15 protein-coding genes are annotated in these 16,602 nt (G+C 41.0%); 4 read left to right on the top strand and 11 right to left on the bottom strand.

Going from position 1 to position 16,602, the window contains the following annotated elements; all coding sequences use genetic code 11:
- Positions 1-61: 61 nt before the first annotated feature.
- Together ACZ5XR_RS09915 and ACZ5XR_RS09910 are read left to right on the top strand one after the other, a co-directional pair.
- Complete coding sequence (locus tag ACZ5XR_RS09915) at positions 62-829, top strand: SDR family oxidoreductase (RefSeq protein WP_464501489.1); 768 nt, start codon at positions 62-64, stop codon at positions 827-829.
- A 233-nt stretch (positions 830-1,062) separates the two neighbouring features.
- A complete protein-coding gene (locus ACZ5XR_RS09910) occupies positions 1,063-2,340 on the top strand; it encodes an ATP-binding protein (protein WP_464501488.1) in 1,278 nt (425 codons plus the stop codon).
- 63 nt (positions 2,341-2,403) lie between these two features.
- Here the strand turns inward: ACZ5XR_RS09910 and ACZ5XR_RS09905 are convergent, their stop codons facing one another.
- Genes ACZ5XR_RS09905 through ACZ5XR_RS09895 form a run of 3 tightly spaced genes read right to left on the bottom strand, consistent with a single transcriptional unit; the run spans position 2,404 to position 6,324 of the window.
- Positions 2,404-3,504 (bottom strand): GerAB/ArcD/ProY family transporter, encoded by a 1,101-nt coding sequence (locus ACZ5XR_RS09905; protein WP_464501487.1) that lies wholly within the window; start codon positions 3,502-3,504, stop codon positions 2,404-2,406.
- Between the two features lie 28 nt (positions 3,505-3,532).
- Positions 3,533-4,738 carry a Ger(x)C family spore germination protein gene (locus ACZ5XR_RS09900; protein ID WP_464501486.1) on the bottom strand — a complete coding sequence of 402 codons (1,206 nt, stop codon included), beginning with the start codon at positions 4,736-4,738 and terminating at the stop codon, positions 3,533-3,535.
- On the bottom strand, positions 4,735-6,324 hold the full coding sequence (locus ACZ5XR_RS09895) for a spore germination protein (protein ID WP_464502280.1): 1,590 nt from the start codon (positions 6,322-6,324) through the stop codon (positions 4,735-4,737). The genes ACZ5XR_RS09900 and ACZ5XR_RS09895 overlap by 4 nt, the downstream gene beginning before the upstream one ends.
- A gap of 174 nt (positions 6,325-6,498) precedes the next feature.
- Here ACZ5XR_RS09895 and ACZ5XR_RS09890 point away from each other — a divergent pair, with 174 nt between their 5' ends.
- The gene (locus ACZ5XR_RS09890; RefSeq protein ID WP_464501485.1) at positions 6,499-6,735 is read left to right on the top strand and encodes a hypothetical protein; all 237 of its coding nucleotides are present in this window, start codon (positions 6,499-6,501) and stop codon (positions 6,733-6,735) included.
- Between the two features lie 25 nt (positions 6,736-6,760).
- Here the strand turns inward: ACZ5XR_RS09890 and ACZ5XR_RS09885 are convergent, their stop codons facing one another.
- From ACZ5XR_RS09885 to ACZ5XR_RS09875, 3 genes are all read right to left on the bottom strand, one after another.
- On the bottom strand, positions 6,761-7,984 hold the full coding sequence (locus ACZ5XR_RS09885; RefSeq protein WP_464501484.1) for an MDR family MFS transporter: 1,224 nt from the start codon (positions 7,982-7,984) through the stop codon (positions 6,761-6,763).
- Between the two features lie 113 nt (positions 7,985-8,097).
- The gene (locus ACZ5XR_RS09880; protein WP_464501483.1) at positions 8,098-8,370 is read right to left on the bottom strand and encodes a hypothetical protein; all 273 of its coding nucleotides are present in this window, start codon (positions 8,368-8,370) and stop codon (positions 8,098-8,100) included.
- A complete protein-coding gene (locus ACZ5XR_RS09875; RefSeq protein WP_464501482.1) occupies positions 8,371-8,637 on the bottom strand; it encodes a phage holin in 267 nt (88 codons plus the stop codon).
- A gap of 179 nt (positions 8,638-8,816) precedes the next feature.
- On the opposite strand from ACZ5XR_RS09875, the gene ACZ5XR_RS09870 reads away from it, so the two are divergent.
- The gene (locus tag ACZ5XR_RS09870) at positions 8,817-10,937 is read left to right on the top strand and encodes a transglycosylase domain-containing protein (protein ID WP_464501481.1); all 2,121 of its coding nucleotides are present in this window, start codon (positions 8,817-8,819) and stop codon (positions 10,935-10,937) included.
- A 39-nt stretch (positions 10,938-10,976) separates the two neighbouring features.
- Here ACZ5XR_RS09870 and ACZ5XR_RS09865 read toward each other — a convergent pair whose 3' ends face one another.
- Genes ACZ5XR_RS09865 through ACZ5XR_RS09845 form a run of 5 tightly spaced genes read right to left on the bottom strand, consistent with a single transcriptional unit; the run spans position 10,977 to position 16,591 of the window.
- Positions 10,977-11,672 carry an ECF transporter S component gene (locus ACZ5XR_RS09865; RefSeq protein ID WP_464501480.1) on the bottom strand — a complete coding sequence of 232 codons (696 nt, stop codon included), beginning with the start codon at positions 11,670-11,672 and terminating at the stop codon, positions 10,977-10,979.
- Positions 11,651-13,252: an ABC transporter ATP-binding protein gene (locus tag ACZ5XR_RS09860; RefSeq protein ID WP_464501479.1), complete on the bottom strand. Its 1,602-nt coding sequence runs from the start codon at positions 13,250-13,252 to the stop codon at positions 11,651-11,653. Before ACZ5XR_RS09860 ends, ACZ5XR_RS09865 begins: the two co-directional genes overlap by 22 nt.
- The gene (locus ACZ5XR_RS09855; RefSeq protein ID WP_464501478.1) at positions 13,234-14,142 is read right to left on the bottom strand and encodes an energy-coupling factor transporter transmembrane component T; all 909 of its coding nucleotides are present in this window, start codon (positions 14,140-14,142) and stop codon (positions 13,234-13,236) included. Before ACZ5XR_RS09855 ends, ACZ5XR_RS09860 begins: the two co-directional genes overlap by 19 nt.
- Positions 14,124-14,828: a DUF4430 domain-containing protein gene (locus tag ACZ5XR_RS09850; protein ID WP_464501477.1), complete on the bottom strand. Its 705-nt coding sequence runs from the start codon at positions 14,826-14,828 to the stop codon at positions 14,124-14,126. Before ACZ5XR_RS09850 ends, ACZ5XR_RS09855 begins: the two co-directional genes overlap by 19 nt.
- Positions 14,825-16,591 carry a DUF4430 domain-containing protein gene (locus tag ACZ5XR_RS09845; RefSeq protein WP_464501476.1) on the bottom strand — a complete coding sequence of 589 codons (1,767 nt, stop codon included), beginning with the start codon at positions 16,589-16,591 and terminating at the stop codon, positions 14,825-14,827. The genes ACZ5XR_RS09850 and ACZ5XR_RS09845 overlap by 4 nt, the downstream gene beginning before the upstream one ends.
- Positions 16,592-16,602: the final 11 nt, after the last annotated feature.

Raw genomic sequence — 16,602 nt, 5'->3', positions numbered from 1 at the left:
TATAGTTAGATTACCGATTAATGTTTATAATATCAAATAATTCGATGGAGGAGGAAAAAAGATGAAATTATCAGGGAATACCGTTCTCATTACCGGTGGCGCATCAGGGATTGGTTTAGCCTTTGCAGAGCGCTTTTTAGAAAGAGGAAATGAAGTGATTATTGTGGGCCGCAGGGAGGAGAAACTGAACGAAGCGAAGAAGAAGTTTCCACAAATACATACGAGAGTTTACGATGTTGCAAAGGTGGATGACCGCCAATCATTATTTGAGTGGATAACCGGTGAATTCCCCCAATTAAATGTCCTGGTTAATAATGCCGGGATTCAGCAGAAAGTGAATCTATTAAATGCTGACCAGGATTGGAGCTATTATCAAAATGAAATCGCGATAAATGTGGAGGGTCCCATTCACATGTCCATGCTGTTTATCCCCCATCTTCAACAACAAAAGGATGCAGCCATTATCAATGTTTCATCCGGCTTGGCGATCATGCCGGGAATTTGGGTGCCGGTCTACAGCGCAACAAAAGCAGCAATCCATTCCTTTACGGTGTCTTTACGCAATCAGCTGGAGAATACGAGCATCGAAGTTGTCGAAATCCTCCCGCCAGCGGTTAATACAGATTTAGGAGGCGTTGGTCTGCATACCTTTGGAGCCCCATTGAACGACTTTGCTGATGCCATTTTTCAAGGATTTGAAAAAGGTGAAATGGAAATTGGCTATGGCGATACAATAAAAAGGCTTGATGCATCAAGAAAAGAGAACATGTTCGCAGCAAAAATGGCCTGGGAAGGCTATTTAAAAAGGAATCCGGATTTTATAAGGTAATAGGAAAGAATAAAGGGTCTGTTCCCACAAACTATCACCGATTGTGTTTGAAGTGATGTAATGTGGGGGCAGCCCCCTTTTTTTAGTGCTTCCATACCAAATGGTACCCTTTTGTAATTTTGTCATTTTCCGTAATTTCCAATTTTGAATCATTCCAAATGTGTGCAGAATTTAGTACTATAGAAAGTGAAATATTTTTTCACTCAACTTCCTAGAAAGAACTGGAGAATTACATGAAGAAACCTAAGCTTGTAATCCTATATTATTTCATTGCCAGTATTATTTGGATATATGGAACTAATTTTTTAGTAGAACATTTTATACCAGCTTCGTTGGAATATTTTTTTGAAAGAGCAAAAGAGATTTTATATTTGTTGATCACGGGCGGCATGATTTATTTTTTCCTAAATAAAAAAGAGGAATTACATGCATCCAAAGAGGACGAAAAACGACTTTCGACGTTAATCAATTCAATGGTGGATTTTGTGAATTTTAAAGACGGCGAAGGCAGATGGATTGAAGCCAATGATTTTGGATTACGTTTATTTCAACTTGAAAACGTTGACTATCGAGGGAAAAAGGACTCCGAATTAGCTGAATACACCGAGTTTTATGGAGATGCGCTAAGATATTGTGAAATATCGGATGAAGAAACCTGGAGAAATGGCGAAATTACACGCATCGAAGAAGTGTTGCCAGTTCCCGATGGCACAACCAAAACATTTGACACGATCAAAGTTCCGCTTTTTAACGAGGATGGTACTAGAGAGGGTCTCGTCATCATGGGCAGGGATATTACCGAGAAGAAAAATATGGTAAAAGAGCTGGCCGAAAGCCAAGAGCGGCTTAGAAGGACGGAAAAGCTCTCCGTCGTTGGTGAACTCTCCGCTAGTGTGGCTCATGAAATTCGCAATCCGCTCACCTCTCTAAAAGGGTTCGTCCAATTGTTGCAAATGGAAGATGAAAAGCATCAGTTTTATTATCAAATCATGCTCGATGAACTAAATCGAATCAACCATATTGTTGGCGAGCTGCTGCTTTTAGCAAAACCACAGGCCCTAAAATTTACGACGTTCGGTATTCAAAAAATTTTATTTGATGTCATCTCCTTATTAAGCACAGAAGCAAGTCTTTATAATGTTCAAATTGAGTCTTCTTTTCCAAATGAGGATTTATTAATCGAATGTGAACCCAATCAGTTGAAGCAGTTATTCATAAATTTAATAAAAAACTCGATTGAAGCTTCACAAAATGGCGGCATGGTTTGGGTTAATATAGAGAAATTTGAGAATGGAATAATTTCCATCACGATTAAGGATAATGGGAGCGGTATTTCAAAAGAAAGATTGGCGAAAATTGGCGAGCCCTTCTATTCTTCAAAAGAAAAAGGAACGGGTCTCGGTTTGACCGTCAGCTTTAAAATTGTCCAAGCACACAAAGGAACAATCCACTTTGATAGTCAAATAAATGAAGGTACATCCGTTCATATCCAATTACCTTTACGACAATAGACCACTAATTGAACTTGCCAGCTAAAAAAGAGAGTATTCCTAACCTTAAGGAACACCCTCTTTTTAGCTGGTCTTCTTTTTCCGATTTCGAAAAAAAGCAATGATCAGCATGCTAAATGGTATAATAATTTGAAATGGCCAATGCAAATAAATCGGCACAATTATTAGCCCCTCTTTTATATGTTCAGCATAATTGGAAGCAATCGTCACGGATGCAAACAAGATGATGAAACCGATTGGAAATGAAAGCTTCTGTTGGCTTTTTAACTGAAAAATATCCGCTGTACCCGCAACGGCCGCATAAAAAAAGATGGAAATTTTAAAAAAGCCGCCTATGACTAAATAAAGCATAAATAAGACATCAAGACGCTCGATAAAATCAGCCAATTGGATCCTGGAAATGGTCGATAGCAGCGGAAAATTAGCTCTGCTAAACAGGGCTGCTCCTAAGACAGATACATTAACAACCGCCGTAATCGCAATATTGATCCCACTTAAAATCATCCCGCCGAAACAGACATATTTCACTTTTTTCGAGTCATTTAAATATGGTAACAACATTGTAAAGACAATCATTTCTCCAAATGGGAAGGTTATGGTTTCACCCAAAAATGTCTTTATTACAGGCTTCCAGCCATTCTCCAGTATAGGCCGAAGATTTTCTAAATGAATTAGGCCTGAAACAGTAATTAAAAGAATCCCTCCAATCGCCATGAAATAAACTACTCCAAAAAATATCTCTCCCACCCGGGCAATCACTTCAAAGCCCTTATGAATCGCATAAATGATTGTCACAATCATTAAAGAATTAATCACAATCATCGGTGTATTTGTATAGATCGTTGTTGTTAATAACTCGCCAAAATCGCGCAATACTCTTGAAGCGCAATACATAAAGTAGGTAATGTACAATATACCAATAAAGCGTCCAACCCATTTTCCGACAATCACTTGCAGATAGCCGGTCAAAGGTAAATCCTGATAATATTTATACAATTGGTAGTTAACGAGAAAGACACCGAGTCCTCCAATTAATCCTAATAAAATGGCGATCCATGCGTCTTGCTTTGCGCCGGATCCAAGACCAACAAGGATCGCACTGCCCATTTCAAAGAGAACAATCAGAACAAACAATTGTGATGCCTTTATTTTTGCATTTTCCATTTGTACACTTCCCTATTATGGAGGGTCATTATCTATTGAGGTCCACCCAAAATGGCTTTGTTCGTATACCCTCCCGCCGGATATAGGAATCAACCTTGACGTTCACTGCTAAATTAGCAAAATGATTATCCCAGTCCTTATTCAATTTCCTCCATAGTTTTGGATCCTTGCGATGAACGAATTCACCGAATCCGAAAACATCAATTTTCATTTTTTGTGCAGTTTTAACAGATTGAAGAATCTGTTTTTTTATTTCTTTTTCAACCTGTTTATCTATCTTTTCAATGACATTTGGATCGGTCAAATCTACTGCGGTATTCGCTTCACTAATCCAGCCTTCGTCTTTTATGAGGACATCAATTATAGGCTTCCCATTATTTATCCTGGCCGAAATCTTCGTTTTTGAGCGAATCGGCGCCATATTGATTGCGTTTTTTTTTCCATTCCAATCAACATTAACATCGGTACTGCTTACTTTGTTTAAAATCCAAACAACTCCACGTGCTTTTTCATGACTCATCCAGCCTATTAATTTACCCATTCTAAATATCGCTAAGCCATTTGCAGAAAGATAGGCTTCAGATGTGGTTTTTTGCAGGTTAGAAGCGATACTTGCCATTTTCTGGTTTCCGACAACTTTGTAACCATTTACCACCTGCGCCTTTCCACTACTTACAAGACCACTAATAAAATCATCGATCGTCACGGGCATATTTTCTCCAAGCATTTTTTGCGTCGATTCCAGTTCTTTTGTTACATGGTTGACTGGAATTTTATCTAATATGGTAAGTGCACTTACAAATTCTTTGGCCGTTGAATTTCGAGCAATGACCATCTGAGCTGTTGTTCTAAATTCAGGGTCCCGGTCCAATGCGTCCATAATATTGAGCATTTCCTTTTTGGCAATTTCCTCACTTACGACAACCAAATTGGTATGAGCATAATAAAGTCTCCGAGAAACTTTCTTTGTCGCATTTCTGGCAGCTTCCGTTAACGTATCCCCTGATGCACTATACACGGCAATGGGGAGCCCCATGCCGCCTCCAGATTGTCCAGTGGCAACATTTCCAGGATTGACAAGCTGGAACGAAACTTTAAACCGATTCCCGTCTCCTTTATCAATTCCCATCGCCATCACAAACGCCAATTCTGTCAGCTCTTTCTGATTCCAGCAGGCGCTGAGGACTGGTAGGAAAGTAATGACAAGTGAAAAAACCAAAAATAATTTTTTCATCCTTGATCACCTTTTGGGGATTGTTGTTGTTCATCCGGTTTAGGCGGTTCGGGTTTTTGATTTTCACCCGTTCTTACCATGTTTTCTTTACTAATAAACTTCGGTCTATTTTTCATTGCCCATACCGGAAAGCGAATAAAGACATCCTGTTGATTATGTATATTAAATGGAGCAATCGGCATCATGTAGGGAATCCCAAATGATCTTAGTGAACATAAATGGATGACCATAAACATAAGACCGATCATGATACCATAAAAACCCAACATAGTCGCTAACCCCATTAGAACAAAACGGATCAACCTGGCAGAAATCGCCATCGCAAAAACGGGTGTTGAAAAATTTGAAATCGCAGTTATCGCAACAACAATAACCATGATAGGCGAGATAATGCCTGCCTGAACGACAGCTTGCCCGATTACCAATGCGCCAACAATCGAAACGGCTTGACCTACTGATCGCGGCAGCCTTAATCCGGCCTCCCTTAAAATTTCAAAGGTAACCTCCATAACCATGGCCTCGACAAATGCCGGGAATGGCACATTTTCCCGTTGCGCAGCAATGGCAATCGCCATTGGGGTTGGGATCATTTCTTGATGAAAGGTTGTGGCCGATATATACACAGCCGGAGCAATCAACGCCAGGAAAAAAGCTAAAATCCTTAAAAGGCGAATTCCTGTCGAGATATCAAACCGGGAATAATAATCATCAGCAGCCTGAAAAAATTGGATAAAAATAGCTGGAACGGTGAGCACAAAAGGCGTACCATCGACAATGATGGCAATTCTCCCCTCAAGCAAATGCCCTGTCACTGTATCTGGTCTTTCCGAATGATAGGTGGTCGGAAATGTAGTCCACGTTTGGTCCTCAATTAATTGTTCAATATATCCAGAGCCTAAAATGGAATCCATGTTTATTCCTTTTAAGCGATCTCTGACTTCCTGAATAATTTTTTCATTTGCAATCCCTTTAATGTACATGATTCCAACATCTGTCTGGGAAACGGTGCCAATTTTCATCGTTTCCAGCCATAAATTTGGACTTTTAATTCGTCTGCGTAATAAAGCAGTGTTAGTTCGCAGTGTTTCCGTGAAAGAATCCTTTGGACCACGTATCGATAATTGTGTGGAAGGCTCAGTAATCGCACGCTTTTCATATCCCTTTGTGTCTACACTAATCGCTTTATTGTATCCATCAACAAAAATGATGGTGTTTCCTGATAAAAGTGAATCATATATTTGATTCCAATCAAGAATAACCTGGAGGTTTCCTAGCCCAGTTGCAATACTGACCATCCACTCGAAGGAATCGAATTCCGCAATTTTTACATCTTCCGTATTCATTTCCAGGAAGAACTCGCTGATCATCTGATTATCGGCTAATCCATCCACAAAAACGGCAGTTCCTTTACATTTTGAAAAACCGATTTCACGGAACGCAATATCTGTGCTTTTTCCGAACTCTTCCTTAATTCGACTAATATTCTCCTTGTAATCACTTTCTATAGGGAGATCTTCCGGTTTAGATGGGTCTTGTTTTTGCCGATAATTATCATTTTGTCGTTTTTTTTGCTTATTTTTTAGCATTTTCGATAAAATCGACACAAGAATCGCCTCACTTTAATGGGAAGGTAAACTTTCTCTCATGATTGGTAGATTACCCCAAAATAGATAGGCTTATCCACTTCTGTCATTCGAACCGTGAATAAATGATAAAAAGGATTCTAACACTAATCTTAATTTCCATTAGAAGGTGAATGGATGAAAATACTCCTAATTACATTTTTATTGGCCTTTCTATTATTAACGTTAATTATTTCACTCGACTTAATTTTAGGCACGGAACCGAGAATTGTTTTTTGGAAAGCACTGAACCCATTTCGGGTCATGGAACCAGCAGAATATGTGATTGTTTTACTTTTTATCCTCTTCTTTTTATTAAAAATCTTGCTTTCCTTTTTGAAAAAGAAAAAAGAGGAGAATCCATCCAGTAATTAATGGCATTCTCCCCTTTGACTTTTCTTTATGATAGTGATTTTTCAACAGACGGTACTCTCGCTTTTACATACACTTTGTTCCCCTTCGTGAAAAAGAAAATACTGCCAAGTGTCACTAAACTAATGATCCATAACATGATTTGTCCATGGAAATGACTGAAAAGATAACCGCCCAAAATGGGTCCCAGAAAGTTCCCAATTTTTCTAAAACCCCCTGCTCCAAAATAGGTACCCCGCATATGGTCAGGGGCAAGCGTATCAATCATCAGACTGTTGGAAGGAAATATTAAAATTTCACCTAAAGTCAGAAGGATAATCGCAAATATTGCAATGGTCCATCCATTTACAAAACTAAAACAAAGTAATCCTGCAGCCATTAAGACTGCACCCAATACCATCACTTGCATCGGCGTATATTTTTCTGCAAAATGGCTGATTGGCATTTGCAGGATGACCACTGAAATCGCATTGATGGAAAGTAACACAGAAAATATGACAACACCATTACTCATCGTCGCTTGCAGGTGCTGTGGCAAATTCGAATCTAGTTGAACATAGCCCATGTTGACTAGGATAATGCCTAAAATTAAGTATCTTAATGCTTTATCGGTCTTAACAATTCGAAATGCATCACCGAACGACACCGTTTTTTTACGCTGCTCCTGCTGTGGGATCACAAGTTTTTGCATAAAGTACAATAAAATGATGGCATAAAGCAAATAGGTAGACCCAGTAATTGCGAATGAAAGCTTGGCTGATGTCGTTGCTAAATATGCGCCAACCAATGGTCCGACAGAAGCACCAACATTTATTGCCGTATAGCGCAGCGAATAGGCTTTCATGCGATTTTTCTTATCCGTTACATCTGCCATCAGCGCCTGAGAGGTTGGTTCAAAGAAGGAATTGCAAAGACCGTTTAAGGCATTTAAGAGAATAAACCAGCCTTGGCTGTTGGCAATCGTAAATCCATAATAAACAAACGCCAAAGTGAACACTGCAACCATCATGACCCGTTTGCGGCCAAACCGGTCCGATAAATGCCCGCCGATAAAGCCCCCGATTGTCCCCATTAACGGGCTCATCCCGACCGTTAATCCGATAATCACCGGCGGTAGGTCCAAATGCCTTGATAAATAGATGGATAGGAACGGGAGTGTCATAAAGGCGGCACCTCTTGATAAAACGGTACCGATTAACAATACCCAAACAATTGTATGGAATTGACCGATGTAATTTTTGATATGATTCATAAAATTCCTCACTTCGATAGTTTCCTTATTTAGTAAACCAATATGTTGGGAGAAAGTAAAGAATTTTTGGCCTTTTCCAAAAAAAATAGAAAGAGACCCTTTTTAGGAGCCTCTTAGCCGATTAATAAAATTAATTTTGCATGTAATTCCACAGATAAATCCTTGTGGGGGTCTTGTACAAAGTGAAGTTTCGTCGTCCCCATATCCAATGTTTTTTTACGGCTGGTTCCGATCAAGCCCGGAAACACTTTTTCAATGAAGGTCCAATCCTGCTTTGAAAAATCCTTCATAACAAAGGGTTCGTTAATGGATACAATCCCGATATCCTCCGTATCAGGCTTCATAAAATATTTTCGGGTAAATACATATTTCTTTTCGCTGTCCATTTATTTTGGGTCCTCGTATTTTAAAGCTGTATCACTGTCCCCATATCCTTTGGTGGTGGGATCCTGGACAATTCCCAGCAACGAAAGCAAAACAAACACCGCATTTATGAACGTTAAAATCGAGTTTTGCATGGCACCGGTTAATTGGAAATGAACGACCCCCATTGAATTCAATCCGGCTATCACCATTTCGGCCACAATCAAAAGATGAGAAACAAATGAGACAACCCAATGCTTGTTTTTCAAACGGACCTTCCAGTTAATCATACGCCTGTCCCCTCCTATAAAATAATTGCTTTTTATAACATATGCTTGGGCAAATAAGGATTGTCCACAATTATCATTGGAATGAATCTTTTTTCACAAAAATGCTTTTATTGGTCTTTTGTTGCAAGAAAACTTATAATGGATGAAGCAAAAATTCCTTATGAAAGTTAGGTGATATAATGGAAAAGTTGCAGCCCTATTGGGAAAAATTGCAGCCCTATTGGGAAAAATTCAAACATTTATGGAAAAAAGCACATTTAACACAAATTATTTTATTAGTGGTTCTTGTCACTATTTTAGGGGCAATCCTTTATTTCGGCTGGCTTGCCTATCGCACTAATGTCCAATCCTTGCAGCAGGGACTCAGCCAGCCTACTGTCGTCTATGACAAAAACGGTAAGATTGCCACCTATGTTTCCACTAATCGAACGAAAGGTGTAAAAATAGCCGAATTGCCGAAATACGTGCCGAATGCTGTGGTGGCCATTGAGGATGAACGCTTTTATCAGCACGGGGGCTTTGATATTAGAGGAATAGCCCGCGCCTTTTTTGGTGATATCTTTGCTGGCCGAATAACGGGGGGCGGGAGTACTCTAACTCAGCAGCTGGTGAAAAATGCATTACTTTCACCGGAGCAAACCATTAAGCGGAAAGCGGAAGAAATATTTTTAGCTGTGAAAATCGAGAAGGTTTATACAAAAGATCAAATTCTCCAGATGTATTTAAATCAAGTTTATTTTGGCAGCGGGGCCTGGGGAATTGGAAACGCCTCAAAGAAATATTTTAATACGGATATAAAAAATGTTTCCATCAGTGAGGCCGCCCTTTTAGCCGGATTACTGCATGCACCTGATTATCTTGACCCTTATAAAAATTATGATTTGGCGATCAAACGAAGAAATGTTGTTTTGGCCAAGATGAAAGAGCTGAATATGATTACCTCCGCCCAATATAATGAGGCGATTAATGAAAAAATTGTTCTTCATAATGGCGGCGGAAGCTATATCAATCGAAAATATCCATATTATGTCGATGCTGTCATGAACGAGGCCATCTATCGTTATGGATTAACGCAGGATGAAATTCTTACTCGAGGCTATCGGATTTACACGGAAATGGACCAAAACATGCAAGCCGGCTTAGAAAATGTTTACAACATGGATTATCTGTTTCCTAGTAGTATGGGTGGTAAATTGGCTCAAAGCGGTTCGGTTTTAATGGACCCTGCTTCCGGAGGAGTCCGCGCACTTGTCGGCGGACGGGGTGAGAATACGTTTCGCGGCTATAACCGGGCGACACAGTTAAAGGCACAGCCTGGTTCTTCGATCAAGCCACTTGTCGTCTATACCCCTGCCCTTGAAAATGGATACCATTACTCATCTGAATTAGTCGACAAGCCGCTGTCATTCGGAAATTACAAGCCGGAGAATTTTTCAAAGACTTTCAGCGGACAGGTGCCAATGTATAAGGCACTGGAAGAATCGCTAAATGTCCCTGCTGTCTGGCTGCTTGATAAAATCGGTCTTGATAAAGGGTTAAATTCTCTAAATCGGTTTGGCATTCCCGTTGAAAATGCCGATAAAAATTTAGCGATTGCCCTGGGGGGAATGAGCAGAGGGGTTTCCCCCGTGCAAATGGCCGATGCGTTTTCAACCTTCGCAAATGGCGGATCTCGCTATGACAGTCATTTGATTACCAAAATTGTCGGACCGACAGGAAATATTATTGTGGCACATAAGCAGGAAAAAACAAATGTGACTTCGAAAGCTGTTACGGATGAAATGACCTCCATGCTTTTGAATGTCGTAGAGTCCGGAACAGGAAAACGCGCAAATATACCTGGAGTTCAAATTGCCGGAAAAACCGGGTCTACCCAGCTTCCGTTTGGAGGGACTGGTACGAAGGATCAGTGGATGGTTGGTTATACACCTAACCTGGTCGGCGCGATTTGGCTCGGCTTTGATCAGACTGACCGGCAGCATTATTTGACAAGTCCAAGCTCATCCGTTGTGGCACGGATTTTTAAAGAGATGATGAAGTCCTCACTACCTTATGTTCCTAAGCAAAACTTTGATGTAATCTCAGTTAATGACCAGATGGCCGGCAAAGAGCAATCAAAGATCAATTTGCAGCAGCAGGCAGAGAAATTGAAACAGGAATTGAATGCAAACGCGGCAAAACTTAGTAAAACGATTCAGGAAAATGCACCGGTCTGGAAAAAAGGACTGGACCAAGCCCTTTACAATTTTGGACAAGCGGTGAATGCAGTCGTCGAAAAGCTCAAAAACTTTAGACAATAATAATGAATAAAACCTCCTGCTCTTGCTGAACAGGAGGTTTTATTTTTCCAACAATCCATATTTCCTCTGAAAACGAGTCAATATTTTCAGCCAGGCATTACCGAATACCAGGAGAAAGAAAACATTTGAAACAGCATGCATGGAATCGAATAAGGCACTTCCAGCAAAATAAGGAACGATTGTGTTCATGTTTAGCGGCGTACCCGACTGTACCATGGAAAGTAAGCCCCAGATGTTCATAATCCAGCCAAATAAAAAGCCCCAGATCAACCCGAAGAGAAGCCTTCCCCACTTCCACTGCAACAGTTTCGTATTCTTTAAAAGCCCTGCTGTAAAACCAACAAGTCCCCATGCCGCCATTTGCCACGGTGTCCACGGACCTTGACCAAGGATCATATTGGAAGCAAGGGCCGCCACAGCTCCAATAATAAAGCCGCTTTCAGCCCCGAATACCAAACCGGCCATCATGATGACAAATGTCGTCGGCTGCACGCTCGGAATACTGGCAAACGGAATCCGGCCAACAGCGGCAATGGACGCCAAAACGGCAAGCAGGACCAATTCTCGTGGATCGACCTTTCTTCCTTCAAAACGAATCAAAAATAGTCCAAATATCAAAATTACCATTCCAAAGCTCAAGAGTAAATATTGATCTTCCCACCAAAAAGAGGTCAATAATACCCCAACAACAAGGAAAAATAAGATAACTTTCATTAAGACTCGATTAAAACGCATCTTCCTAGTGCCTCCTCTTTTGTGATCACGGAGGTTTCCCGGAAAAGCCGCTGAACCATGGTTGTATAAAAGAAATTGCCTTTGAAAAAGCTTTCTGGTGCTCCTTCTGCTGTAATCTTCCCCTGGAACATCATGCCGCATGTCGTTGCATATTGGGCAGCAAATTCTACGTCATGAGTAGACATAAAAATGGTGATTCCTTCAGCATTCAGTTTGCCAAGAATTTTAGCGAGATTCTCTTTAGAAATGGGATCCAACCCTTTTGTCGGTTCATCTAAAAGAAGAATTTCCGGTTTTCTTAGTAATAAACAAGCCATCGCCGCCTTTTGAAGCTCCCCGCCGCTTAAATCATATGGATGGATTTCAAGCAATTGATCGATGCCCAAATCTACCAAAAGCTGTTTTACTCTATCATCTCGAAGAATGCCCCACTGCTCCATTATGACTTCCATTTCTTTTCCTACCGTATCCTGAATGAAAAATAGCTTTGGATTTTGCGGCAAATACCCGATTGTTTTCGGGAGATTGATTTTTTTCAAAGGTTTATTTTCATAAAAAATCCGGCCGCTTTCCGGTTTCACCAACCCCGCCAGCACTTTTAATAAAGTGGACTTTCCTGACCCGTTTCCGCCGAGCAAAGCGTAAAAATCCCCTTTGTTTAATGAAAGGTCGAGCTCATTTAAGATGAATTCGGATTTCTTATCGTAGCGAAATTGTACCTTCTTGGCCTTCAGCCATACCTCACCACAATTTCTTGGATTCAAAGATACATTTTTCTCAACTATTTGTGGTGCCGCTTGCTGAACCCAGTTTCTTCCTTCTTTTACGGTTAAGGGAACATCCCCGTTGCCTCCCATACTAAAAAATAGCGCCGGGATGCTTGGCACAAAGGCTTGATTTGGAGAATTCCAAACCTTTTCAAGTACTTTCCTAGGTTCGCCGCTTAAAAGAACCTGTCCTTTTTCCATCATGACAATTTGATCTGCCATGGTAAACACTTCATCGAGTCGGTGCTCGGCCAAAATAATCGTCATTCCAAATTCCTCGTTCAGCCGTTTCAGCATATCTAAAAATTCTCTTGAACTAACCGGGTCCAATTGGGCGGTTGGTTCATCCAATAACAATATATCCGGCTGCATCAAGAGGATAGAAGCTAAATTTATCTGTTGCTTTCTCCCGCCGGAAAGCTCATGGGTTTTTCTGTGGAGCAAGGATTCTGCACCAAAAAAATGAACCATTTCCGCGACCCGGCTTCTCATTTCACTCGGAGACAGACCAATGTTTTCGAGACCAAAAACCATTTCGTGCAGCACATCATCTGCAACCACTTGATTTTCCGGATCTTGAAAAACAAATCCTATCCCACTTGATTCCCCTTTTATCAAAATGTCACCTGTCAGATTTCCGTGCGGGCGAATCTCGTTTTTTAATAAGTGGAGAAGGGTGCTTTTGCCTGAACCGGATGCACCGAACAGGACGACAAACTGTCCCTTCTTTATTTCAAGGGAAAGATTCCTGATGGCTGGATCTGAACAGTCTGGGTAGGTAAAGGAAACATCATTTAATTGAATAATCGCCATCTAAGCATCCCCCCTGCTTCAACAAATAATGGAAAGCTTATAAATAATAAATAAAAGATAAGTGTTTGAACATCCATCACAGATAAATGCCAAGATTCCATGACCGGATAAATTTGCAAAAATCCAAAGCCAAAAGCTCTCCCGTAAATAATCAGCGTAAACAAAATCAGCAAATAGATACCTGCCAGCAAATCGCCGCTTCGAAAAGTAAAATGCTCATAGCTTGAGCGCTGATGGGAACCGTACCCCCGCGCTTTCATGGAATCTGCCGTTTGGATGGCTTCTTCCAGGGAATAAGTTAATAGTGCCTGGACAAAAAGCATCGCGTTTCTTGCCCGGTATTTCCATTGTCCCTGAGTTACCGAGAGTCCCTTACTTTTTTGTATAACTGAAATCTCCTCCAATCTTCGTCTCATTAACGGGATAAACCGGAGCGTCAGCATTAAGAGGACGGCAAACTGCGGTAAAAATTTTGTAAATAAAAATAACAATTTATTTGGCGTCATCACAATGTTATAGGAAATAAAGAGGACAATAATGGCGATAATCGCCATTGCATTCATTCCTCCATAGGTAATCGCTTCCAATGTGAAGCGATGCTGGTGGATTTCAAATAAAACATGACGCCCTCTCTCATTAAAAAGAGGATTCAGGATCACCATTAGCAAAAAGGTTGAAAAAATGAAAACAAGCCAGTGCCGAAGTCCCTGAAACCGATCGTGGAGGAGGTTCATCATCAATATCATGACGAACCCCGAAACCAAGAAAACCGGATGAAGCATAAGAATCATAAGGGCGACACTCCCCACATAGTAAAGAAAAGTAACCAGCGGGTGTAACCGTTCAAAACGAAATCCCATGCTTCTATCGCTTATTCCGTGTATAGGCATTGAATACTGTCCCCTGCTTTGACTTTCATAACCCCGACACTTCTTGTCAAACTGCTACCGTTTTGCTTAAAAATCCAGCCGCTCTTGACACCGTAGTCAAACTCATAAATATTATCGATTCCCTCTACATAAGCGGTTGCGCCGCTGCCACGGGAATCAACCTGGATCCCGTGTTTTTTGGCAGCTTGCATGAGAATATCATAAATTGTATCTCCGTCCTGAAAGCTTACTTTTTCGGCAGCGAGAATATTTCGATGATCTTTCGGACCTACAATCGAAATGGTAACGGTCGAAATCGGCTTCTGAACAGGTGTTTTTGTTACGGGCTTTGCTCCGGATGTCTGGCTATTAGGTTTTACTACAGGTTTTACTGCAGGTTTTACTGCAGGTTTTATTGTTGTTACTGTTTTTTGTTTTTCAGCAGTATTTGTTTTCTTTTCGGTTATAACTGCTTTTTTTGGCTCATTGATTTTTGTACTTTCTTTTTTCACAGCCGGAATTGCCGTAGATTTTGCTTTTGGCTGTACAGGAACGGTCGGGCTTTTACTAGTATCCTTTTGGACCGCTATCACTACGGGCTTTGTATCCTTTTTGGCTTGGCCTGTGGAACTCGCTGATGTACCACCACACCCCGCTAGACTTACCGAAAGCAGGATGGTGATCATTAATGTTAAAAATCGCCTCAAGCTGATTTCCTCCTATTAAACAAAAAGAATGCTGCCATCCCGATCAGGATGAACACTGCCCCTAAAAGGAGAAGATTCTCTGCGTTGCTTGCCGTGTCCGGTAAAGAATGACCATTTTTAATGTTTGTGGCTGGAGCCGCCTGCTCATTGACCGGAGCCTGTTTCAAGAGCGGCAACTGATACAATGAACCGCTTCCTTTCGTATAAAGCAGGTAGGCTGCTAATGCCTGGAACCCTTGAGTAGACGATACCGGGTCACTTGAATCCCCGCTTTTCCAGCCAAATCCGCCGTCTTTATTTTGGAAGGATAATAAATATTGGAGCAGGTTTGACTTGCTATCCGCAAATAAGCCTTCACTGGCATTAATCCCCAAACTTGAAAGGGCGATGACTACTTGGGAAGCAGTCGTACTATTGTTGATTTTATGGCCAAGGTATTGCTTCGATAAATATTGAACGGCTTTATCTATTTTTACTTTCATGTTCGCTTGGTTTTTATATGGAGCAAATGCTGATAAGATCATCGCCGTTGTATCAATATCGCTTGTGCTGCTTTCATCCCAGGCCCAGCCGCCGTCTTTGTTTTGTTTTTCAAGCAAATAGTTTTCCAGCTTTTCTCTCGTCCAAACAGCAGATGCCGGGATTTGAAAGTGCGCGCTGTCAAGCGCAATTAGCGCATAGGCAACACCGATTAAACCTTGTTTGGTCACGTTTCCATTATATATTTCCTTCACTAGATTATAACCTTCAATATTCGTGGGGTCCCCACCGGCTGCAAGAATTCCAAGAACATATCTTTCCGTATCGGTGATTTTATGAAATTGACCTTGATTCTGGATCATTTGCTTTTTCACATTTTGCAGATAGCTGGCAGGAATCTTTCTGCCTGTTTGTTTCAAGGCAATAGCTTCCCATTCACCTATTTTCTCTTTCATGACGTATCCATCGACAGAGCTGATTGCTTTATTTACTGTCACATTGGAAATTGGTTGAACGACTGGCTTGTCATTCCCATTATCTCCATTATCTCCATTATTTCCATTATCACCGGGAGCCTGCCAGGATTCGAACTGAAAACTGATTTGATCATTCGACTGTAGCTGATAGCTGTCTGCTCCAACCGGTGCCATTTTTCCATTAATATAAAATGCCCAATAATTGGTGCCTTCTGCTTTCATTCCGTTGATCGAAGTTATCATTTTTCCGTATTGGGTATCTGTTAACCCTACCTTATCAGGCCCAAGGGCAGTCTGCAAAAGCTGCAAAGCGGTAGGATGCCCAATAATGGTAATCCCTGATAAATTATTCATTATGTTTTGCTTATCATCTACCACTTTAATGGACACGCTGCTTTGCGGAGGCTTCGTCCAGTCCGTATAACGGAAACTGATTTTGTCACCATTCTGGACAATGTATGTATCGGCCCCCATTTGTGCGGCTACTCCATTCACATAGAAAGCCCAATAATTGGTTCCTTCTGCCTTTAATCCGCTGATCGCCGTCACCATATCACCGTAGGTAGAATGAGAATATTCCACATTTTCTTTCCCAACTGCACTTTCCAATGCTTCCGTAGCGGTTTCTTTATCTCCTAATTGAATGGTCTTTTCAGGCAGTAATGGTGCTGCTTCATCGGTTCCAAAAACGGAAACCGTCCCTTGTTGCCCCTCTATTGCTGCAAATGCTGGAATTTGGAATCCGCTTGTTAATAATGCAAACAAAAGTATTGCTGCCATCCATAAATTTGATTTTCTGCTCTTCATGTCTGTCTCCC

The organism is Neobacillus sp. Fa239, from assembly GCF_055395235.1.
Note: the sequence above shows the minus strand (reverse complement) of the source record. Positions and strands in the feature narration are given on the sequence as shown.